A 20504-nucleotide genomic window follows, 5' to 3' on the forward strand; every position below is an offset into this window, starting at 1 on the left:
GATGTGGAGAACAGCAACTCGGTTTGTACGCATTGGCTGGACATTGCTGCGCTATCGTCTGGATGCTTTTATACCCTTCGAGCGCTTACCTTGGTTCATTCGCCTTACTCTAGGTTTACTGTTGCAACCTGGTCGACAACGGGCGCTGAAAAACCGTGGGGAGCGTTTACGCTTAGCGCTAGAGTCGTTAGGCCCTGTGTTTGTCAAGTTTGGGCAGATTCTCTCTACCCGTCGGGATTTGTTACCCGATGACATCGCCGATGAGTTGGCGAAATTACAAGATAAAGTGCCACCTTTTGACGGAGAAATCGCCAAGCGTATCGTCGAAAAAGATCTCGGCGCCAGCGTCGAAGACTTATTTGCCAGTTTTGACACCAAACCGTTGGCTTCTGCTTCCATTGCTCAGGTGCATACTGCCACCCTAAAAACTGGCGAAGCAGTAGTGGTGAAAGTTATTCGCCCGAATATCGAGAAAACCATCCGGCAAGATATTGGCCTGCTTTACGCCTTAGCCCACTTAGTTAAGAAAATCAGCGCTGATGGTCGCCGTTTGCGTCCTGTTGAAGTGGTGCGGGACTATGAGTACACCATTCTGGATGAGCTTGATCTAACCAAAGAATCGGCGAATACCGGGCTGTTACAGCGCAATTTCACCAATTCAGATTTGCTGTATGTGCCACAAGTTTATTGGGATTACTGCCGCCGCAACGTGATGGTGATTGAACGCATTTCCGGTGTGCCAGTAGCCGATATCCAGACCCTGCATGACCGCAATGTGAATATGAAGTGCTTGGCAGAACGAGGTGTGGAAATTTTCTTTACCCAAGTGTTCTCCCACAGCTTTTTCCATGCAGACATGCATCCGGGCAATATTTTTGTCGATACGAGCAACCCAGATAAGCCTAAGTACATCGCCATTGACTGTGCCATTATGGGCAGTCTGGATGACGAGGATAAACATTATTTAGCCCGTAATCTGCTGGCTTTTTTCCAACGGGATTATCGCATGGTAGCGGAGCTACATGTGGCAAGTGGTTGGGTCCCCAAAGGCACTCCTGTCCATGCCTTCGAATCCGCTATCCGTAGTGTGTGCGAGCCCATGTTCGCCAAGCCATTGAAAGACATTTCCTTCGGCCAGGTTCTGTTAGGACTATTCCAGACCGCGCGCCGCTTCAATATGGAAGTGCAGCCTCAGTTGGTGTTATTAGAAAAAACCTTGCTTAACATCGAAGGGTTAGGGCGTCAGCTTTACCCAGATTTAGACTTATGGGTCACAGCCAAGCCTTTCCTCGAGCGTTGGATGAATGAGCAAGTAGGTCCGAAACGGGTATTCCAAGAAATCAAGAAACAAGCACCGGAATGGGCGGGGCAATTACCCCAGCTGCCGAATCTGGCCTTCTCGGCGTTACAACATGTGGCGAAACAAGAAGAGCGCATGGCCGCTCAAACTGAAGCCATTGAGTCGTTACGCAAAGAGCTACGCCGTGGGCGTCATAACACGCCGTTTAAATTACTCGGCGTCATCAGTTTAGGGGCGGCTTGGATCAGCACCGATCCAACAATGTTAGAACACTTAGCAACAGCAGATTTGTTGAGTTTGGTCCTATTTGTGTTTGGTGTATACCTGTTAGTATTAAAACCGTAATATTTGAGAGACTATAATGAAGATTGATGTATTGGCAGAACTCGCGCAGACACTTGAACAACGCAAAGCTGCCGCGCCAGATTCCTCCTACGTTGCCAGTCTACACGCCAAGGGGCTGAATAAGATCCTGGAAAAGGTAGGGGAAGAAAGCGTCGAAACCATCATTGCCGCAAAAGATTCGGTAACGTCTGGTGACAAACAGGACGTAATCTATGAAACGGCGGACCTATGGTTTCATACTCTCGTTATGCTATCTCATTTGGACTTAGGTCCTGAAGATGTTTTGCATGAGCTAGCCCGTAGATTCAATTTGTCTGGCTTAGAAGAAAAAGCCAGTCGCACAAAGTAGGAGAACCGCTATGTTAGGTGGCATTAGTATTTGGCAGTTACTTATTGTATTAGCCATCCTAGTTCTAATTTTTGGCACCAAGAAATTGAAGAACCTAGGTTCTGATCTAGGCGGTGCAGTGAAAGGCTTTAAAGAGGCCGTTAACAAGGAAGACGAAGAAGTCGCCACCAAGGACAATCAAAAGGTGATTGAAGGCGAATCCCGTAAAGACGACAAGAGCGCTTAATCTGTGTTCGACATTGGCTTTTCAGAACTGCTGGTTGTTTTCGTGGTAGGGCTCATTATTTTGGGCCCTGAACGTTTGCCTACTGCGGCCAAAACCGCTGGCCTTTGGGTGCGCAAGATCAAACGCAGCATTCAATCGGTGCAGAGCGAGATCAATGCCCAGCTCGACCAGGAAGAAATGCAGCGCAAGATAAAAGAAACCAACGAACGTATCATGCGTGAAAGCGCCCAGCTTGAGCAATCCATGAGTTCGCCGGTACCAGGACAGACCGAAGTGCCGAAGCCTGTTCAAGAAGAATCAGCGGCTCCGGTGTCTAGCGCTGTCACCCAACCTGCAAGTGATGCGAAAATTGCAGAGAACACTGCCGCGACCGAACAACCTTCTCCCCGTGCTTAATCGCGTAGGATGATTTTACATGAGTGCTGAACACGCCGAACAGGCTCCTTTGGTTTCCCATTTGATTGAGCTACGTAATCGTATGCTCAAAATCGTTGTGGTTATCCTAGTTATCTTCTTTGGGCTTTATGCCTTTGCCAACGACCTTTATCTGATTGTATCTGAACCACTACGTTCTTTGTTACCTGCTGGTAGTACCCTGATCGCGACTGAAGTGGCGTCGCCCTTTTTGGCCCCGCTAAAACTGACTTTTGCACTAGCCGTTTTGGTTTCGATCCCATTCACTCTATATCAGATATGGTCGTTTATCGCTCCAGCCCTATACAAAGAAGAAAGAAGTGTCGCAATTCCACTACTGATTTCCAGTGTGTTCTTGTTTTATGCCGGTATCGTATTTGCCTATTATGTGGTTTTGCCGTTGATTTTTGGCTTTTTCACCACCGTTGGCCCCGGTGAAGTTGCCGTGATGACCGACATAAACAATTACCTGAACTTTGTGCTAAAGCTATTCTTTGCCTTTGGGGTAACATTTGAAATTCCAGTGGCTACTTACCTGTTGATTAAAGCTGGCGTGACCACCGTAGATAGTCTTAGCAAAAAACGCCCTTATGTGTTTTTGGGCTGTTTCGTAGTGGGCATGTTAATCACGCCGCCTGATATTTTCTCCCAGACGCTGTTAGCTATCCCCATGTGGTTGCTATTTGAGTTGGGACTGCTTGCTGGTCGTACCGTGCCAGTGGAAGCTGACGAGGAAGAGGAAAGCGCACAACAAGCCTAAATCACCCGCACAGCGGGTTCCTACGATTCCAACATAAAGGTAACAGGGCCATCGTTGGTGAAAGCAACCTGCATGTCTGCGCCAAATTGACCTGTTGCCACTTTATTATGTTTGGCTCTGACTTGTTCGACAAAATAATCAAATAAGCGCTTCCCTTCCGCTGGCTCGGCGGCGGTAGAGAACCCAGGGCGCAATCCCTTTTTGGTTTCTGCCGCTAGGGTGAATTGGGAAACTAGCAATACCCCACCATCGACCTGCTGCACATTCAAATTCATTTTGCCTTCAGCATCGCTAAACATACGATACTTCAATAGCTTATCAGCTAGCTTGTCCGCATCGGCTTCTGTGTCTCCTCGCTCAATGCCAACTAGCACCATTTGACCATGCCCAATAGCTCCAACGACTTCGCCAGCAACACTGACAGAAGCATTCAATGCTCTTTGCACCAGCACCTTCATTAACACTACTCCTTATGGGGTCAGACCCTCATAGCCGGGGGTCTGACCCCATGATGGGAGGGTCTGACCCCTTTAGAAAAAACAAAAGCGCCCGAAGGCGCTTCTGCTCGCTCTGAGCTCGAAAGCTCTTTGCTGCTGCTCAGTAACGTATTAGCGACTAGCGCGTTTACGTTCGTTTTCAGTCAACAGTTTCTTACGAAGACGGATGCTTACTGGCGTTACTTCAACCAATTCATCGTCTTCGATAAATTCTAGGGCTTGCTCTAGAGTATGACGAATTGGTGGCGTTAGCGTCAACGCTTCGTCCGTACCAGAAGCACGGATGTTGGTAAGCTGTTTTGCCTTCGTTGGGTTAACTGTTAGGTCGTTTGAACGGGAGTGAATACCGATGATTTGACCTTCGTATACTTCTTCACCGTGACCTTTAAATAGGCGACCACGATCCTGTAGGTTGAATAGGCCGTAAGATAGGGTCTTACCTTTCACCATACTGATCAACACACCGTTTTGGCGGCTGGTTACTTCACCATCTTTTACTGGGCCGTAGTGGTCGAAGATGCTGGTCATAATACCGGAACCAGAAGTCAGTGTTAGGAACAGACCACGGAAGCCGATCAAACCACGGGAAGGCACCATGAATTCAAGACGCACACGGCCTTTGCCATCTGGCTCCATGTTGGTTAGCTCAGCTTTACGCAAGCCCAGCTCTTCCATGATAGAACCTTGGTGTTGCTCTTCTACGTCGATCACAACTTGCTCAAATGGCTCTTGAATCACGCCGTCGATTTCTTTTTGCACTACTTCAGGACGTGATACACCTAGTTCGAAGCCTTCACGACGCATGTTTTCGATCAATACCGACAAGTGCAGCTCACCACGACCAGAAACGATAAATTTATCTGGCGTATCGCCTTGCTTAACCCGGAGCGCCACGTTGTGGATAAGTTCTTGCTCGAGACGATCTTTGATATTACGGGAAGTAACGAACTTGCCTTCTTTACCCGCAAATGGTGAATCATTCACCATGAAGGTCATAGATACGGTTGGCTCGTCCACAGTCAATGCTGGTAAGGCTTCCACGTTATCAGGGTCACATAGGGTGTCAGAAATACTTAGGCCATCGATACCTGTGATACAAACGATGTCACCAGCGGAAGCTTTGGTGGTGTCTACACGCTGAAGACCGTGGTAGCCTTTTACTTGCAACACACGACCTTTACGCTCTTTACCATTAGCCGCTTTAATAACCACTTGTTGGTTTGGCGACAAGGTACCGCGAGTGATACGACCGATACCGATAACACCGACGTAGCTGTCGTAATCCAAAGCAGAGATTTGCATCTGGAACGGTGCCGCAGGGTCAACCTCTGGCACTGGCACACTGTCCACGATCATCTGATACAGTGGCTCCATGTTTTCAGCCATTTCCTCTGGATCGTTACCAGCAATACCGTTAATCGCAGACGCGTAAATAACTGGGAAGTCTAACTGTTCTTCAGTGGCACCGAGGGAGTCAAATAGATCGAACACTTGATCCATTACCCAGTCAGGACGCGCACCTGGACGGTCGATTTTGTTAATAACCACGATAGGGTTTAGACCACGTTCAAACGCTTTGGAAGTTACGAAACGTGTTTGCGGCATTGGGCCGTCTACCGCATCAACCAATAGCAACACAGAGTCTACCATCGATAGTACGCGTTCAACTTCACCACCAAAGTCAGCGTGCCCAGGGGTGTCCACGATGTTGATGCGGTAATCGTTCCATTTGATTGACGTGTTTTTCGCCAAAATGGTGATACCACGCTCTTTTTCCTGGTCGTTGGAGTCCATGATACGCTCAGAGCCAAGCTCTTTACGATCTAGGGTACCGGACTGGCTAAGTAGCTGGTCAACAAGGGTAGTTTTACCATGGTCAACGTGCGCGATGATGGCGACGTTACGTAACTTACTGATATCAATAGACATTAAAATATTCTCTGCATTGTGCGAAGTGAAATGCACCAACGCAGGGCCAGGCGGGACGGGTACGCCAAGACCTAAAAGGTGCACTTCGGGGTAAAATTCGCGCAATTTTACCCCTATCTTGATGAACTTCCTATGAAAACCCGGAAAAAAGACAAAAAAATACCGAGACTTTAATTTTGGCTCGGTATTTTTCGCCTACAGGGGAGTTAAGCTTGTTTAGGTTGCGTCACCTGCTTCCAGAACTGACTTGCTAGGCCTTCCATATCTTTGGCTAACTCGCGCATATCCGAGCAAGAATGCACGTCTTCGCGACTACGCCCAGTGATTTCTGTGGCAACAACACTTGCTCTGGCAATACGATGATTAATGTCGCTAGCACAACCACTTTGCTGCTCCATGGCCGAGGCCGTTTCCATCGCCTGCATGTGTATTTCTTTCAGATCCCGTTGGGCTTCCAATACAGTTTCTTCCGCCACTCGGGTTTGGGAACCACTGCTTTGTGCCGCCTCAACGGCTAGCTCCATTTTGGCAAAGGCTGTTTGTGAGCCCTGCTGTACTCGCTCGATAGCCGCAACGATATCTTCGGTAGATTCATAAGTACGGGTTGCCAAACCACGCACCTCATCAGCGACTACTGCAAAACCGCGACCTTGCTCACCAGCACGAGCCGCCTCAATCGCAGCGTTCAATGCCAGTAAGTTGGTCTGCTCCGCTACTTCGCGAATCACTTCTACGACGGAAGAAATGGCATCGCTGTCTTCTTTTAATTTGGAAAGCTCGTCCCGCGCCAAGGTAATTTGCTCGCAAACTTGATCCATGGCCCGCTTAGTATGGGAAATGGCGCTTAAACCAGAATCCATTTTTGCACTAGCGGATTCAGATGCTGCCGCACTCTGCTGAGTAGAAGCCGCAACTTGTTCCACTGCCGCCGCCATTTCTTCGGTCGCATGCTCGATATTACTAAAGTCATCGCTTAGCGCAGCAAGTGAACGTTGGCTCGTTTCCACACTGTCACAAATGCTAGATTGCTTGTCCCATACTTGGCGGGAAAATTCATTGATACGACCAACGACCGCTGCGGTTTCCCCCCTTAAGCGCGTTAACGCCAAGCGAATAAAACCCGCTTCGTCAGTGCGACCAGTATAGACATAGGCAGCTAGTTCAGAATCGGAAATGGCTTTGCTGTCTTCAACGACACGTAGAATTGGTTGCAATGACAGATAGTTGGCACCAAGCCCTAATACCGCAGCAGCTCCAGAGGCTAGCCATGCTGCAGTGCCATCCAAACCGATGTTTGCACCAATGATTGCAAGGCTAGTTAATGCCGTAGCTCCGAGAATTTTCGTAGGCAGGGACAATAATGGCTTCTTGGGCAAAACTTTCGCAGCGTTACTGCCTGCTTGATTTAGTTTTTTGTAGAGCACCTCGGCCCGCTGCTTTACTGATTCATCAGGCAGACGCCGCACAGATTGATATTCAATAACTTGGCCGTCTTTGAGAATTGGACTTGCGTAGGCATCCACCCAGTAATAACCACCATCCTTACAGCGGTTTTTTACTACCCCCATCCAGGACTTTTTCGCCAAAAGGTGGGTCCACATATCCTTAAATGCCGCGGCTGGCATATCGCTATGGCGGATCACATTATGGGGCTTTTGCAATAAATCAGACTTGGTGAATCCACTCACCGCCTCAAATTCCGCATTGATGTCAGTAATATGGCTTTTCAGATCGGTAATGGAAAGAATGTTTGCGTCTTTCGCCAAGACACGCTCAGATCCATTTTGTGTGTAACTCATTGATCTCCCCCTGATGTCCCCTGTTTTTATTGGGGGCGAATTTTACGTGTTTCCGTAACAATTCAATGATGATTCAAATCAAAGGAGCTGTTGCATTTTTAAACAATTATTAACGAAAAGTCAGATTGCGATAACAATCTGACCGGTTGTGTAAACTATTGTATTAAAAACCTTTTTTAAGGAAGGTAGATGCCCACGTTCTGATGTCCTTTACCTAGCAAGTAGGAGGCGTGAATACGGCTCATGACGCCCTTGCCGCAATACAGTAAATGAGGGACATCTGCAGCCAAATCCTGCCAGCGGGACTCCAAGGCAAAAAATGGAATTACCTTAATGGGGCGACCATGGGCTTTGAGTGGTTTTTTCTCAGCCTCATCTGGGTGGCGAATATCCACAATAACCTCATCACCCACAGGCATACGCACTACCGGGATCTCTCCTTGATATTGCTTATCCACAGCGCTCATCACATCTTGGATGGTTTGTACTTGGGCATTGGTAATGGCTTCATCCAAGACGCTAAAATCAAACTTGGCTTCTTCTCGTTCTACCCGATGCATCTTCGCTCGGGTGGTCGGTTTAACCGAAATCACACCACAGAACTCCGGCATACTTGCGGCAAATGGGGCCGTACCGATATCAATTGCGGTGTCGATAATGACCTGCTTGTTAGTGGTTATCAGTGGTCGAATTACCAACTCATCGGTCACACTATCAATGACTTTTAGGTTGGCTAACGTTTGGCTAGAAACCTGAGCGATACTTTCGCCGGTCACCAATGCTTTGGCTCCAACCCCTTCCATCACTTGGCTGGCGGCACGTAGCATCATACGTTTCAAAATGACGCCCATTTCGGCGTTGTCAACGTTGGTCAGGATTTCGCCAACCACTTTTTCAAATGGCACGGTAACGAATTTAACGCTCAAGCCGCTACCGTATTTTTTCCAGAGAAAGTGAGAAACCTGCTTCACGCCAATCTCGTGGGCATCCCCGCCAAGATTAAAGAAACAGAAATGGGTCTTTAATCCGCGACTCATGGTCATGAAAGAACTCACCGTGGAGTCGTAGCCACCAGAGATAAGGGACAACACAGAGTCCTGGGAGCCAAGTGGGTAACCACCTAACCCTTCAACACGCTGCTCGATTAGCCAAACGCGGTCATCACGAATATCGATTGGCACCAAAACATCAGGAGCTTTTAAATGCACCGATTTGGCGCCACAACGCTGCCATAACTCACTGCCAATTTCCCGTTCAGCTTCCACCGAGGTAAAGCTGTGTGTACCGACACGCTTCACCCGTACCGCGAATACGGCGTCCTTTAGCAACTCACCGTAGGCGTCTACCGCCTGTTCAACAATATCGGTAAAAGTCGTAAAGGTGAACTCGCGCACATATTGGAAATGGGCGATGCCAGAGATACAGGCTAACGCCGAGACAAAATCGGAACGGCACTCTTCCCGCTCAGAAAGCACTTCGATATAGTCCCAGTTGCCGGCCACGACAACGTCGTAGTCAATGTCTCTGAGTACTAAACGAATGTTTTGTCTTAATTGTTTGACCAGTGCCTTACGTACTGGACGACTTTTGATGGTAATTTCGGGGAAGAACTTAACGATGAATTTCATTGGGTGTGAGTATTATTTAGGCAGTGTTAACAAAGGGGGCACAGTATAAAGCAATGCTCTGGGATGCCAAGTTTCATTTTTGCACCAAGAAATAACACACGAAAACATATCTGCACCAAAAAAGAGCATTTATCGCTTTTTTAGTGCGATGGAGTGTCTGAATTCGTGCAGAGTCTTTGTGATATCCCGTTGAGCAAAGATTAAAGCATTGTTTTTAAAGAACTTTTCTCTGTGCTCTGATTTCTGGCACAGGAAATGCTTAAGAATCCGCAACGTTGCTTCTTACGAGGCACTTGCAGACACGAAAGAAATTTCGCCTAACCAAAACTGGAGATTAAATATGTCAAACAAGACTCTTGGTTTGATCGCTGAGCACGACGTAAAGTGGGTTGACCTTCGCTTTACAGACTTCAAAGGTAAAGAGCAGCACGTTACAATTCCTGCTTCTGAAGTAGATGAAGAATTCTTCGAAAACGGTCAAATGTTTGACGGTTCTTCTATTTCTGGTTGGAAAGGCATTAACGAATCCGACATGATCATGCTTCCAGATGATGAAGCGTCTGTAATGGATCCATTCACGGAAGAGCCAACTGTGATCGTTCGTTGCAACATCATCGAACCTACTACTATGCAAGGTTACGACCGTGACCCACGCTCTGTAGCTCTACGCGCTGAAGAATACTTGAAATCTACTGGTCTTGGTGACACGGCATTCTTTGGTCCAGAGCCAGAATTCTTCATTTTTGACGATGTTAAATGGCATGCAGACATGTCTGGCTGCAGCGTTGAAATCAACTCTGAAGAAGCGGCTTGGTCTTCTAAAAAGTCTTTTGAAGGCGGCAACACTGGCCACCGTCCACGCGTGAAAGGCGGCTACTTCCCAGTTCCACCAATCGACTCTCACCACGAAATCCGTGCCGCTATGTGTAACGCAATGGAAGCGATGGGCCTTTCTGTTGAAGTACACCACCACGAAGTAGCGACTGCGGGTCAAAACGAAATCGGTGTTAAATTTAACACCCTAGTTAAGAAAGCTGACGAAGTTCAAATTCTTAAGTACTGTGTACACAACGTTGCGCACCTATACGGTAAAACTGCGACTTTCATGCCTAAACCAATCGTTGGTGACAACGGTTCTGGTATGCACGTACACCAGTCTTTCTGGAAAGATGGCCAAAACCAATTCGCTGGTGACCAATACGCTGGCCTATCTGAAATGGCGCTTTACTACATCGGCGGTATCATCAAGCACGCGAAAGCGTTGAACGCGTTCACTAACGCTTCTACCAATGCTTACAAACGTCTTGTTCCAGGTTTCGAAGCACCAGTTATGCTTGCTTACTCTGCACGTAACCGTTCTGCTTCCATCCGTATTCCTTACGTTTCTAGCCCTAAAGGTAAGCGTATCGAAGCACGTTTCCCTGATCCAACCGCTAACCCATACCTAGCTTTCGCTGCAATGTTGATGGCTGGTATCGACGGTATCAAGAACAAGATCCACCCAGGGGATGCAGCAGATAAAGACCTTTACGATCTTCCACCAGAAGAAGGTAAATTGATCCCTACTGTTGCTAGCAGCCTAGAAGAAGCACTTGCTTGCCTAGACGCTGATCGCACTTTCTTGACTGAGGGTGGTGTATTCTCTGACGACATGATCGATGCCTACATCGAACTTAAAGCAGCAGAAGCACAACGTGTTGCTATGACTACGCACCCAATCGAGTTCGAACTTTACTACAGCGTTTAATTTGGCAAATTAACTTGTCGATATAACCGAAAGGCCCTGACACATGTCGGGGCTTTTTTTTGCCCAATTTTGTCATCACCTCAGGATAATGCACCATAATAAGGCAAGACATAAAATAATGGTTGCTCCAAGGCCCAGAATATGGAGCTTCAAAGACGCACAATGTTGGTTCGTATTTTGCAGTCATTTGTTTGCTAATCACTTTTTACGGTAGATACCGTGCGAGCAATCAGAAAACGATAACAAATAACAACTGAGTTACACCTTATGAGAGGCAGTACCTGTGCATAGCTTACTGATCGATCATTTATCCACTGCCGTGGTGCAATTGAATCGAGAACTACAAATCGAGTATCTGAATCCATCAGCGGAAATGCTATTGGAAGTCAGTCGGCGCCGTATCTATGGGCACGATTTAACCTCGGCTTTTAGTGAAGATGAAAAAAGTGCTAAAGACCTATGGGATGCAATTGATTCTGGACATCCATTCACTAAACGGGAAGCGGAGATCACCCTAACCACGGGCAAATCGTTACTCTGTGACTATACGGTCACGCCGGTGCTAGGCAGCCTAAATTACATTGAAAGCCTATTAATCGAATTACATCCAAGGGATCGCATGAAGCGCATTTCCCAAGAGGACGAATTGATTGCTAACCACCAGACGAGCAAAGAGCTTATTCGCGGTTTAGCCCACGAAATTAAAAATCCACTTGGCGGTATCAGAGGGGCAGCACAACTTATTAGTCGAGCCTTTTCCGACGAAGCGCTGAAAGACTACACCCAAGTGATTATTGAAGAATCGGATCGCTTGCGAGATCTGGTAGACCGGCTACTTGGCCCTAGACAATTGCCCCAATATAAAGCACTGAATATTCATCGAGTATTGGAGCGGGTCAATCAACTCATTTCGGTGGAAGCCGATGGTCAAATTGAGCTAGTGCGTGATTATGATCCTAGCATCCCAGATGTGGTTGGAGATGAGGCCCAGTTAATCCAAGCGGTGCTCAACGTAGTACGCAATGCCATGCAGGCCTTGCTCCAGGATCAGAGCAACGGATCGAAAAAGATCGTCTTATCTACCCGCGCGTTACGCCAATTTACCATTGGAGCCAAGCGACATCGTTTGGTTTGCAAAATCAGCATTACCGATAACGGTCCCGGCATCCCTGACCACATTATGAAAACCCTATTCTACCCCATGGTAAGTGGTCGCCCTGACGGCACTGGGCTCGGTTTATCTATTGCCCAGTCTGTGATTCATCAACACAGCGGCATCATTGAATGCAATAGCGTACCGCAACACACCGAATTCAATATTTTAATTCCGATCGAGAAGTTATCGGTAACAGGCTAGGAGAGAGTTATGCCAAATCAAGAAACTGTTTGGATCGTCGATGACGACCGTTCAATTCGCTGGGTGCTGGAGAAAACCCTAGAACAGGAAGGCATACAATGTCGGTTGTTCGATACGGCGGAATCACTCGCAAGCGCCATAAAAAGGGACCAACCGACGGCCATCATCAGTGACATTCGTATGCCAGGCATGGATGGGTTAACGCTACTCAGTCGCTTGCAAGAAGATCATCCCTATGTGCCCGTCATTATCATGACAGCTCATTCTGACCTAGAAAGTGCGGTAGCCTCCTACCAGGGAGGTGCGTTTGAATACTTGCCAAAACCATTCGATGTAGATGAAGCCGTCACCTTGGTTAAGCGCGCCATTCTTCACCACAAAAAATCCCAACCGGATTTAACCCCGGTTGCGCCCCCTGAGCCACTGGTACAAAAAGAGATTATTGGTGAAGCACCGGCGATGCAGGAGGTATTCCGTGCTATTGGTCGTTTAGCCAACTCCAATATTACGGTTTTGATCAACGGTGAGTCAGGCACAGGTAAAGAACTCGTTGCGCAAGCGCTACATCGCCACAGCCCACGTTCGAAGAATCCATTTATTGCCCTTAATATGGCAGCCATTCCCCACGACCTGATTGAGTCAGAGTTATTCGGCCATGAAAAAGGGGCGTTTACCGGGGCTAATACCCAACGCCGAGGCCGCTTCGAACAGGCTAATGGCGGCACCCTATTTCTGGATGAAATCGGTGATATGCCGGCGGAAACACAAACTCGTCTATTGCGTGTATTAGCCGATGGTGAATTTTACCGTGTTGGTGGTCATACCCCGGTAAAAGTGGATGTACGTATTATTGCAGCGACCCACCAGAATCTAGAAGGTTTAGTGGAGAAAGGTGCCTTCCGGGAGGATTTATTCCACCGCCTAAATGTCATCCGCATCCACCTACCGAAACTGGCAGAACGTCGGGAAGATATTCCTAAGCTGGCACGCTACTTCTTAAGCAAAGCAGCCGATGAATTGCATGTGGAACCCAAGGTGCTCTCCCCTGAGACAGAAAGTTATCTGAGCCGCCTAGACTGGCCGGGGAACGTACGTCAGCTAGAAAATACTTGTCGCTGGCTGATTGTGATGGCATCGGGTAGAGAAGTCCTAGTAGAGGATTTACCGCCGGAATTACTTGAGCATACGCCATCCTCACAACCTTTTGGTTCATGGGAAGATGCTCTCAAGAGCTGGGTCAATGCAGCACTGGCCACTGGGCAAAAAGGCATTTTGGAACAGGCCGTACCTAAATTTGAACGCATCATGATTGAAACTGCTTTGGCACATACCGCTGGCCGCCGCCGTGATGCGTCCCTGTTACTCGGCTGGGGACGTAACACCTTGACCCGCAAAATTAAGGAATTAGGGATCGACAATCACGACACCAGCGATTAACTCATTCTTTCACACCGGATAAATCACTTATCCGGTGTGCCTCTTCGCAGTTTTTCACGGTTGTTATGATATATAGCAGCCTCAGTCTTCTATACTTAGTCGTTTTCGTGCAATAATCCTCTTTATAATGACGAAAAAACCACCACGATAGTTAAGGAAACTGCTATGTACCCTACTCTTGAATCCATGGGCATCACAAGCTTCGAAAATATTGAAAAGTACACCTTGCGCTACGAAGGTGGTTTTGATGTTTTGAAGATTTATTACCGCCGTGAAAAGGGTTCTCTGCTACCAAAAAGCAAAAAATTTAAATTTGGTCGCTCCACTCGCACTGTGCTTGCTGATGGCGGTCAACAACAATACCGCGAAGTAAGCGAACCATCTCTGGTGGTATTACGTGCGGTTGACGAATTAGGTCGTTTGCTAGGCCAAGAGTTCGAAGACAAACTCACAAAAGAAGACCTAGTCAAAGAACTAGATCATCTAGAGCGCGTAGTAGCCAACAAGATTGCTGAGTTGAAAGAGAAAATCGATAAGCTAAGCCATTAATTTAGCATCGATAACCCAAGCTTAAAAAAACAGAGCCCAGAAATTATGGCTCTGTTTTTTTTATGTGGGTACAATCGGCATTTGTTAATCATTTTCATTACTACGAAATATCGAGAGAATGCCAATGCTGATTTCCACCGCTATTGATGAACTGGCCGCCATTATGCGAGCCGGTGGTGTCATCGCTTATCCCACGGAAGCGGTTTGGGGGTTAGGATGTGACCCCAATAACGCGGCCGCTGTTCAGCGGATACTTGATCTCAAACAGCGCCCGATGGAAAAAGGATTGATTTTAGTGGCTGGAGCCCCAGAGCAGCTTACTCCTTGGGCAAACGATTTGCCTGTCGAGGCGGTTGCACGCTTATATAGCAAATGCGAGCGCCCCACTTCTTGGGTCGTTCCCGACACCACAATCGCACCCACGTGGGTTCGCGGCTCCCACGAAAGTATCGCCATCCGTTTAAGCCAACATCCTTACGTTTCTAGGTTATGTGAAGCCTTTGGTGGCCCCATTGTTTCCACCTCCGCCAATCCAGCCAGCCTGGAACCAGCTAGATCGTTAGAGGAAGTAACCGCTTACTTCCGTGATAATCTCGATGGCATCTTGGATGCTCCACTAGGGGGCGAGCAGCAACCGTCTCAGATCTTAGACTTACTTACCGGTAAGCCGTTTCGGCTTTAATCCCACTCTACGGCTTACTTCTTTGCAAAAGAAAACCCCCAAGCGCTAAGGAGCGCTTGGGGGTTTGATCGTTATTGCATGAACCGATTGAAACTAGTGACCGCCTAGGTAGGCTTCACGAACTTCAGGATTCACCAGCAGTTCTGCACCCGTGCCGGTCATACGAATTTCACCGTTCACCATTACGTAACCACGGTCCGCCAATTTCAAGGCGTGGTTGGCGTTTTGTTCCACCAAGAAGATGGTCATGCCAGTACTCGCCACGTCCTGCAGAATTTGGAAAATCTGCTTTACGATAATCGGCGCCAGACCCAGACTTGGCTCATCCAGCAACAGGAGTTTTGGACGACTCATCAGGGCGCGGGCAATAGCTAGCATTTGCTGTTCACCACCGGACATGGTGGAAGCCCGTTGGTTACGACGTTCACGTAAACGGGGGAACAAGGTAAACATACGCTCCATATCTTCATCACAATGTTCCATACCGATTGGAATCGTTCCCATCAGTAGGTTTTCTTCCACAGACATACCTGGAAAGATACGACGCCCTTCCGGAGACTGGGCGAGACCATTGGAAGCCACATAGTGAGCTGATTTACGGGTAATGTCTTCGCCTTGGTAGATGATCTGACCACCGGAAGCCCGTGGTTGACCAAAGATCGACATCAGCAAGGTCGACTTACCGGCACCGTTGGCTCCGATCATGGTAACGATCTCGCCTTGGTTAACGGTAAGAGACACTTTTTTGAGTGCCTGGATCGGACCATAGTGGACATCTACATCTTTAAATTCCAATAAGGCCGTCATAGGCTCACCTCTTCATCTTCTTCTGCACCCAAGTAGGCCGCAATTACTTTCGGGTTGCTCTTAATGTCATCTGGACCACCTTTGGCAATAACTTCACCATGGTCAAGCACAACAATGTAGTCAGAGATCTGCATAACCATGCCCATATCGTGCTCGATCAGCAACACTGTCGTGTTATGCTTGTCACGCAGATAACGGATCATCGAGGTCAACTCTTCCGTTTCGGAAGGGTTTAGACCCGCGGCCGGTTCATCCAAACAGACGATTTCTGGATTGGTACACATGGCTCGTGCTATTTCCAAACGGCGCTGCTGGCCGTAGGAAAGCTCACCCGCTAGACGGTTCGCGAACTCGGTCAAGTTCACTACTCCCAACCAGTAGAAAGCCCGCTGTAACGCTTCTTCTTCAGACTCGCGGAAGCCTTTAGTGTTCAGGATACCGGCGAACATACTGCGGTTTACCCGCATATGCTGGGCCACCAGCAAGTTCTCAACTACCGACATTTCCTTAAACAAACGAATGTTTTGGAAAGTACGGGCTAGACCAGCACGGTTTACCAAATGGGAGCCGCCGAACATTTTGTATTTCAAACGACTCCAAAAAGCGATTGGGGAAAAGAAGTCCGACACTTGAAACGACTCACCCAGCACCTTAATGACGCTAGTGGTTCTGCCGCCGGCATTCAACTCAATCTGACCACCGGTCGCTTTATAGAAACCTGTTAGACAGTTGAATACGGTGGTTTTACCGGCACCGTTTGGCCCAATCAGAGCGGACACTGAGCCGCGTTTGATATCAAAAGTGACGTCATTGAGGGCTTTAATACCACCAAAATGCATCACTAGGTTTTTTACCGTTAGGATGTTTTCTTGGCTCATTTTACCGTCCCCTTTCTCGTCGCGAAACCAGTACGGGTAACACGTACCAAACCACGCGGTTTCCAAATCATCATGACAACCATGAGTACACCGAACATCAACACACGATAGTCCGCGAACTCACGCAGAATCTCTGGCATTACTGTGAGGAAGAATGCCGCCAACACTACACCCAACGTAGAACCCATACCGCCTAGAACGACGATCGCTAAGATCAACGCCGACTCAAAGAAGGTAAACGAGGATGGGTTAACAAAGCCTTGGTAGCTGGCAAAGAACACACCGGCAATACCACCAGTAGAAGCCCCCAACATAAAGGCAGAAAGTTTCACCAACACGTGGTTAAGACCTAGAGAACGACAAGCAATTTCGTCCTCCCGTAGGGCTTCCCAAGCACGGCCAACTGGCATTTTAGTTAGGCGATGTTTTACATACAGTACCGCCCACACCACAAGGAACAGGATCAAATAGACGAAGATATATTTGAAACCCGAGTCGTATTTCAGACCAAAAAACTCATGGAAAGGGATGTTGCCTTCTGAAGCACGGCGATTGAACTCCAGACCAAATAGCGTTGGCAGTGGTGCAGATACACCATTTGGGCCATGGGTGAATGACGTCCAGTTGGTCAATACCAAACGAATGATTTCACCGAAGCCTAGGGTTACGATGGCTAAGTAGTCCCCGTGCATACGCAGCACCGGGAAACCAAGAATAGCACCAGCCACTGCTGCCATGATGGCGGCTAATGGCAACATAGTCCAAAAGCCGATACCAAGGTTTTCATAGCCAAGTGCCAAGCCGTAAGCACCGATAGCGTAAAAGCCAACAAAGCCTAAGTCCAATAGGCCTGCTAAGCCCACTACGATATTCAACCCCAAGCCTAGCAATACGTAGATAAGTCCGAGAATAACGACGGTTAACACGTACTTAGAGGCAATAAACGGCACGATCAATCCAAGCACCATCACCACTGGGATGATCCAACGCAGATTGCTCTTATAATCTGGCGCCGTTACTGTCACGCCATCGTTTTTGCTGGCTTGACGGTAAAGAAAGTTACGCCCAGCTTGGGATTGGAAAAATAAGGATACGGCAAAGCGCCCCATCATCACGACGCCGACCAACCCAGCCACATTTCCGGTTTGCAGATTGAAGTCGTACCCATCCAACAGCACACCGACAATCGGACCAAATACAATCAGAGCCATCAGACCGGCAATCACCGTATCTACTAGGCTTTGTTTGATATCAATTCCTGTAGATTGACTCATCTTATACTTTCTCCACTTCAGGTTTACCAAGAAGACCACTTGGACGGAAGATCAGGATCACCACCAATAGGGAGAAAGAGAACACGTCTTTGTAGTCAGAGGAGATAAGGCCGGCGAACAAAGCTTCCGAAAGACCGAGGATGATGCCACCCAACATAGCCCCTGGAAGAGATCCGATACCACCCAATACCGCTGCGGTGAACGCTTTGATACCGATAATAAAGCCCACGTAGAAGTCGAAAGCACCATAGTCTAGTGTAATCAATACACCAGCCAATGCAGCCATCGCAGCACCGATAACGAATACAAGAGAAATGATCTTGTCGGTATCAATACCCAGAATAGAGGCCATCTTGCGATCTTGCTGGGTCGCACGACACATGCGGCCAAGCTTGGTTTTCTGGATAATGTAGGTCAATACACCCATACCCAAGAAAGCAGCAAAGAGGATAAAGAGTTTCATATAAGTGATCTGCACAAAGCCATCACCGATATCGAAACGAACCGCGCCGCTTAGCAGAGAAGGTACACCTTGTTGGCGAGCCCCCTGCGCAATCTGCACATAGTTTTGCAGTATCAACGACATACCAATCGCCGAAATAAGAATCGACAGACGACTGGAGTTACGTAGTGGACGATAGGCCACCCGCTCGATTACCCAACCGTAAACACTAGTAACGGCAATCGTAAAGATTAGGGTGCCTAAAATAATTACTGGAAAAGATTCCAGACCAAAAAACGTCAACAGGGCGATGGCAATTGCCGTAATGTATGACGACACCATGTACACATCACCATGGGCAAAGTTGATCATGCCTATAATGCCGTACACCATGGTGTAACCGATCGCAATGAGCCCGTAAACTGAACCGAGCGTCAGACCGTTTACCAGCTGCTGGAGAACGATATCCATCGAAAAACCTCGTGGGAATATAAAACGGAGAGGCATGGCGACATCACGTTGATGTCGCCATGTTTAGCACTAATCTAGGGGTACTAGATTATTTATTTAGCATGTTGTACTTACCTTTTGCATCCCACTCGTACATGACGTAGTCGGATACTAGCAAGTCACCTTTATCATCGAAGGATTTAGTTCCCATAGCGGTATCTACTTTCACACCGCTGTGCAACCAGTCAGAGGCAGCCACTGGATCTAGGTCGTTGGCCGCTAGTGCTTTCGCTACCACTTGCATCGCAGTGTAAGAGTACATGACGTAACCTTCTGGCTCCACGCCAGTGTCACGGAAGCTCTTCACAACCGCTTTACCTGCTGGGTAAGAGGTTGGATCCGCACCGAAGGTCATCAATACACCGTCAACATATTCAGGAGAACCCGCTACAGAAACGAACTCTTCAGATACGATGCCGTCACCAGAGATGAATTTCGCTGTTAGACCTTGCTCACGCATTTGACGCACAAGTGGACCCGCTTCAGAGTGTAAGCCACCGAAGTAAACAACATCAGCATCTACAGAACGGATTTTAGTAACTAGGGCGTTAAAGTCTTTCTCACCGCGTGTCAGACCTTCATAAAGCACTTCCTTAACACCGTAGGAGTTAAGGGTAGACTTCATGGCATCCGCCAAGCCTTTACCGTAAGTGTCTTTATCGTGAATTACCGCGACGCGTTTCGCACCGAGTTCACCAACGATATAGCTTGCTGCTACGTCGCCTTGCTGGTCGTCACGACCACACACGCGGAACACACCAGGTAGACCACGGTCGGTCAGTGCTGGGTTAGTAGAAGCTGGAGTAACCATCAGTACGCCGGCTTCGTCATAAATTACAGAAGCAGGGATGGAAGAAGAAGAACAGAAGTGACCTACTACTGCAACCGCCTCGTCAGAATCGACCAAACGGTTAGCGATAGAAACGGCTTGCTTAGGTTCACAAGCATCGTCAGCTTTCACTAGTTTGATCATTTCGCCGTTGATACCGCCTTGGGCATTGATATCTTCGGCAGCTTTAGCAGCACCACGCCATAACTGCTCGCCGAACGCAGCATAAGCACCAGTGTGAGGACCAGCAACACCGACTACGATATCAGCCTGAGCTGCTGTGATCGCACCGGCTACAGCCAAAGATACCAACGTTTTTTTAACAACCGCTTTAGACATAAGAAGAGCTCCTACTCGTTTTGGTTTTTGTCGTTATTATCAAAAAGCAAGAAGCGTTCCAAAATTCTATCCTAGTAGTTTTAAGTCGAATCAAGGAACAATTGCATACACTTTTTGTAAACTGTGCACCGCAATAATGCTCAAACAATAGACTTTGCCTCTTTTCGGGTCAATAGCTGGATGCAGATTAAACAAGAATAATCATCCAGCCCCCGCTTTTAAACCAGTGAAAAACACCACAACCAAACAATCACATAACATTTATTTCTAGTGTCATGCAAAAAAATCAGTCATCCACTTATCTAAAAAAGGCTCTCAAGCCACAACATTGTGCAAGCAATACTTATCGATTGGGTAAGCATGCCCCGAAACTACATCAATTATTTTGACCTGTATTTCATAATCG

Annotated in this window: 19 protein-coding genes; 10 read left to right on the forward strand and 9 right to left on the reverse strand. The window is 47.8% G+C overall.

Annotated features, from left to right (window positions below; translation table 11 throughout):
* Window position 1 precedes the first annotated feature (1 nt).
* Genes ubiB through tatC form a run of 5 tightly spaced genes read left to right on the forward strand, consistent with a single transcriptional unit; the run spans window position 2 to window position 3394 of the window.
* On the forward strand, window positions 2-1645 hold the full coding sequence (gene ubiB / locus FJM67_RS05125; RefSeq protein WP_140587644.1) for a ubiquinone biosynthesis regulatory protein kinase UbiB: 1644 nt from the start codon (window positions 2-4) through the stop codon (window positions 1643-1645).
* Between the two features lie 16 nt (window positions 1646-1661).
* Window positions 1662-1994, forward strand: a complete 333-nt coding sequence (locus FJM67_RS05130) for a phosphoribosyl-ATP diphosphatase (protein WP_140587600.1) — start codon at window positions 1662-1664, stop codon at window positions 1992-1994.
* Between the two features lie 10 nt (window positions 1995-2004).
* Entirely contained in the window at window positions 2005-2220 is a 216-nt protein-coding gene (gene tatA / locus FJM67_RS05135) for a Sec-independent protein translocase subunit TatA (protein WP_140587601.1), read from the forward strand.
* A gap of 3 nt (window positions 2221-2223) precedes the next feature.
* On the forward strand, window positions 2224-2616 hold the full coding sequence (gene tatB, locus FJM67_RS05140) for a Sec-independent protein translocase protein TatB (RefSeq protein WP_140587602.1): 393 nt from the start codon (window positions 2224-2226) through the stop codon (window positions 2614-2616).
* Window positions 2617-2635: 19 nt separating this feature from the next.
* Complete coding sequence (tatC, locus tag FJM67_RS05145) at window positions 2636-3394, forward strand: twin-arginine translocase subunit TatC (RefSeq protein WP_140587603.1); 759 nt, start codon at window positions 2636-2638, stop codon at window positions 3392-3394.
* Window positions 3395-3414: 20 nt separating this feature from the next.
* Here the strand turns inward: tatC and dtd are convergent, their stop codons facing one another.
* The 4 genes from dtd to thiI all read right to left on the reverse strand — a co-directional run bounded on the left by dtd (window position 3415) and on the right by thiI (window position 9247).
* On the reverse strand, window positions 3415-3852 hold the full coding sequence (dtd, locus tag FJM67_RS05150) for a D-aminoacyl-tRNA deacylase (protein WP_140587604.1): 438 nt from the start codon (window positions 3850-3852) through the stop codon (window positions 3415-3417).
* A gap of 150 nt (window positions 3853-4002) precedes the next feature.
* A complete protein-coding gene (gene typA, locus FJM67_RS05155) occupies window positions 4003-5820 on the reverse strand; it encodes a translational GTPase TypA (RefSeq protein ID WP_140587605.1) in 1818 nt (605 codons plus the stop codon).
* 206 nt (window positions 5821-6026) lie between these two features.
* Window positions 6027-7619, reverse strand: coding sequence for a methyl-accepting chemotaxis protein (locus FJM67_RS05160; protein ID WP_219845897.1), 1593 nt, complete (start codon window positions 7617-7619; stop codon window positions 6027-6029).
* A 176-nt stretch (window positions 7620-7795) separates the two neighbouring features.
* Window positions 7796-9247 (reverse strand): tRNA uracil 4-sulfurtransferase ThiI, encoded by a 1452-nt coding sequence (gene thiI, locus FJM67_RS05165; RefSeq protein ID WP_140587606.1) that lies wholly within the window; start codon window positions 9245-9247, stop codon window positions 7796-7798.
* A 340-nt stretch (window positions 9248-9587) separates the two neighbouring features.
* Between thiI and glnA the strand changes: the two genes are divergently transcribed.
* From glnA to FJM67_RS05190, 5 genes are all read left to right on the forward strand, one after another.
* Window positions 9588-10994 carry a glutamate--ammonia ligase gene (gene glnA, locus FJM67_RS05170; protein ID WP_140587607.1) on the forward strand — a complete coding sequence of 469 codons (1407 nt, stop codon included), beginning with the start codon at window positions 9588-9590 and terminating at the stop codon, window positions 10992-10994.
* Window positions 10995-11277: 283 nt separating this feature from the next.
* Window positions 11278-12351, forward strand: coding sequence for a nitrogen regulation protein NR(II) (gene glnL / locus FJM67_RS05175; protein WP_140587608.1), 1074 nt, complete (start codon window positions 11278-11280; stop codon window positions 12349-12351).
* 9 nt (window positions 12352-12360) lie between these two features.
* On the forward strand, window positions 12361-13788 hold the full coding sequence (ntrC, locus tag FJM67_RS05180; protein ID WP_140587609.1) for a nitrogen regulation protein NR(I): 1428 nt from the start codon (window positions 12361-12363) through the stop codon (window positions 13786-13788).
* A gap of 165 nt (window positions 13789-13953) precedes the next feature.
* Entirely contained in the window at window positions 13954-14337 is a 384-nt protein-coding gene (locus tag FJM67_RS05185) for a DUF3461 family protein (RefSeq protein WP_140587610.1), read from the forward strand.
* A gap of 124 nt (window positions 14338-14461) precedes the next feature.
* Window positions 14462-15019, forward strand: a complete 558-nt coding sequence (locus FJM67_RS05190) for an L-threonylcarbamoyladenylate synthase (protein WP_140587611.1) — start codon at window positions 14462-14464, stop codon at window positions 15017-15019.
* A gap of 93 nt (window positions 15020-15112) precedes the next feature.
* Here the strand turns inward: FJM67_RS05190 and FJM67_RS05195 are convergent, their stop codons facing one another.
* From FJM67_RS05195 to FJM67_RS05215, 5 genes are all read right to left on the reverse strand, one after another.
* Complete coding sequence (locus tag FJM67_RS05195; protein ID WP_140587612.1) at window positions 15113-15826, reverse strand: ABC transporter ATP-binding protein; 714 nt, start codon at window positions 15824-15826, stop codon at window positions 15113-15115.
* Entirely contained in the window at window positions 15823-16704 is an 882-nt protein-coding gene (locus FJM67_RS05200; protein ID WP_140587613.1) for an ABC transporter ATP-binding protein, read from the reverse strand. Before FJM67_RS05200 ends, FJM67_RS05195 begins: the two co-directional genes overlap by 4 nt.
* Window positions 16701-17978 (reverse strand): high-affinity branched-chain amino acid ABC transporter permease LivM, encoded by a 1278-nt coding sequence (gene livM, locus FJM67_RS05205; protein WP_140587614.1) that lies wholly within the window; start codon window positions 17976-17978, stop codon window positions 16701-16703. The genes FJM67_RS05200 and livM overlap by 4 nt, the downstream gene beginning before the upstream one ends.
* Before the next feature lies 1 nt (window position 17979).
* Window positions 17980-18891, reverse strand: a complete 912-nt coding sequence (locus FJM67_RS05210; protein WP_140587615.1) for an ABC transporter permease subunit — start codon at window positions 18889-18891, stop codon at window positions 17980-17982.
* Between the two features lie 88 nt (window positions 18892-18979).
* On the reverse strand, window positions 18980-20098 hold the full coding sequence (locus tag FJM67_RS05215) for a branched-chain amino acid ABC transporter substrate-binding protein (protein ID WP_140587616.1): 1119 nt from the start codon (window positions 20096-20098) through the stop codon (window positions 18980-18982).
* Between the last annotated feature and the right edge of the window lie 406 nt (window positions 20099-20504).

It is taken from the genome of Maribrevibacterium harenarium, from assembly GCF_006385675.1.
Classification (GTDB): domain Bacteria; phylum Pseudomonadota; class Gammaproteobacteria; order Pseudomonadales; family Marinomonadaceae; genus Marinomonas; species Marinomonas harenarium.

Excerpts from the sequence above, each read along its gene's own strand:
- FJM67_RS05160 (WP_219845897.1), bottom strand. The coding sequence starts at position 7,619 with ATGAGTTACACACAAAATGGATCTGAGCGTGTCTTGGCGAAAGACGCA.
- tatC (WP_140587603.1), top strand. The coding sequence starts at position 2,636 with ATGAGTGCTGAACACGCCGAACAGGCTCCTTTGGTTTCCCATTTGATT.
- glnA (WP_140587607.1), top strand. The coding sequence starts at position 9,588 with ATGTCAAACAAGACTCTTGGTTTGATCGCTGAGCACGACGTAAAGTGG.
- FJM67_RS05200 (WP_140587613.1), bottom strand. The coding sequence starts at position 16,704 with ATGAGCCAAGAAAACATCCTAACGGTAAAAAACCTAGTGATGCATTTT.
- FJM67_RS05210 (WP_140587615.1), bottom strand. The coding sequence starts at position 18,891 with ATGGATATCGTTCTCCAGCAGCTGGTAAACGGTCTGACGCTCGGTTCA.
- ntrC (WP_140587609.1), top strand. The coding sequence starts at position 12,361 with ATGCCAAATCAAGAAACTGTTTGGATCGTCGATGACGACCGTTCAATT.
- dtd (WP_140587604.1), bottom strand. The coding sequence starts at position 3,852 with ATGAAGGTGCTGGTGCAAAGAGCATTGAATGCTTCTGTCAGTGTTGCT.
- ubiB (WP_140587644.1), top strand. The coding sequence starts at position 2 with ATGTGGAGAACAGCAACTCGGTTTGTACGCATTGGCTGGACATTGCTG.
- FJM67_RS05195 (WP_140587612.1), bottom strand. The coding sequence starts at position 15,826 with ATGACGGCCTTATTGGAATTTAAAGATGTAGATGTCCACTATGGTCCG.
- typA (WP_140587605.1), bottom strand. The coding sequence starts at position 5,820 with ATGTCTATTGATATCAGTAAGTTACGTAACGTCGCCATCATCGCGCAC.
- thiI (WP_140587606.1), bottom strand. The coding sequence starts at position 9,247 with ATGAAATTCATCGTTAAGTTCTTCCCCGAAATTACCATCAAAAGTCGT.
- FJM67_RS05215 (WP_140587616.1), bottom strand. The coding sequence starts at position 20,098 with ATGTCTAAAGCGGTTGTTAAAAAAACGTTGGTATCTTTGGCTGTAGCC.
- FJM67_RS05185 (WP_140587610.1), top strand. The coding sequence starts at position 13,954 with ATGTACCCTACTCTTGAATCCATGGGCATCACAAGCTTCGAAAATATT.
- FJM67_RS05190 (WP_140587611.1), top strand. The coding sequence starts at position 14,462 with ATGCTGATTTCCACCGCTATTGATGAACTGGCCGCCATTATGCGAGCC.
- livM (WP_140587614.1), bottom strand. The coding sequence starts at position 17,978 with ATGAGTCAATCTACAGGAATTGATATCAAACAAAGCCTAGTAGATACG.
- tatA (WP_140587601.1), top strand. The coding sequence starts at position 2,005 with ATGTTAGGTGGCATTAGTATTTGGCAGTTACTTATTGTATTAGCCATC.
- FJM67_RS05130 (WP_140587600.1), top strand. The coding sequence starts at position 1,662 with ATGAAGATTGATGTATTGGCAGAACTCGCGCAGACACTTGAACAACGC.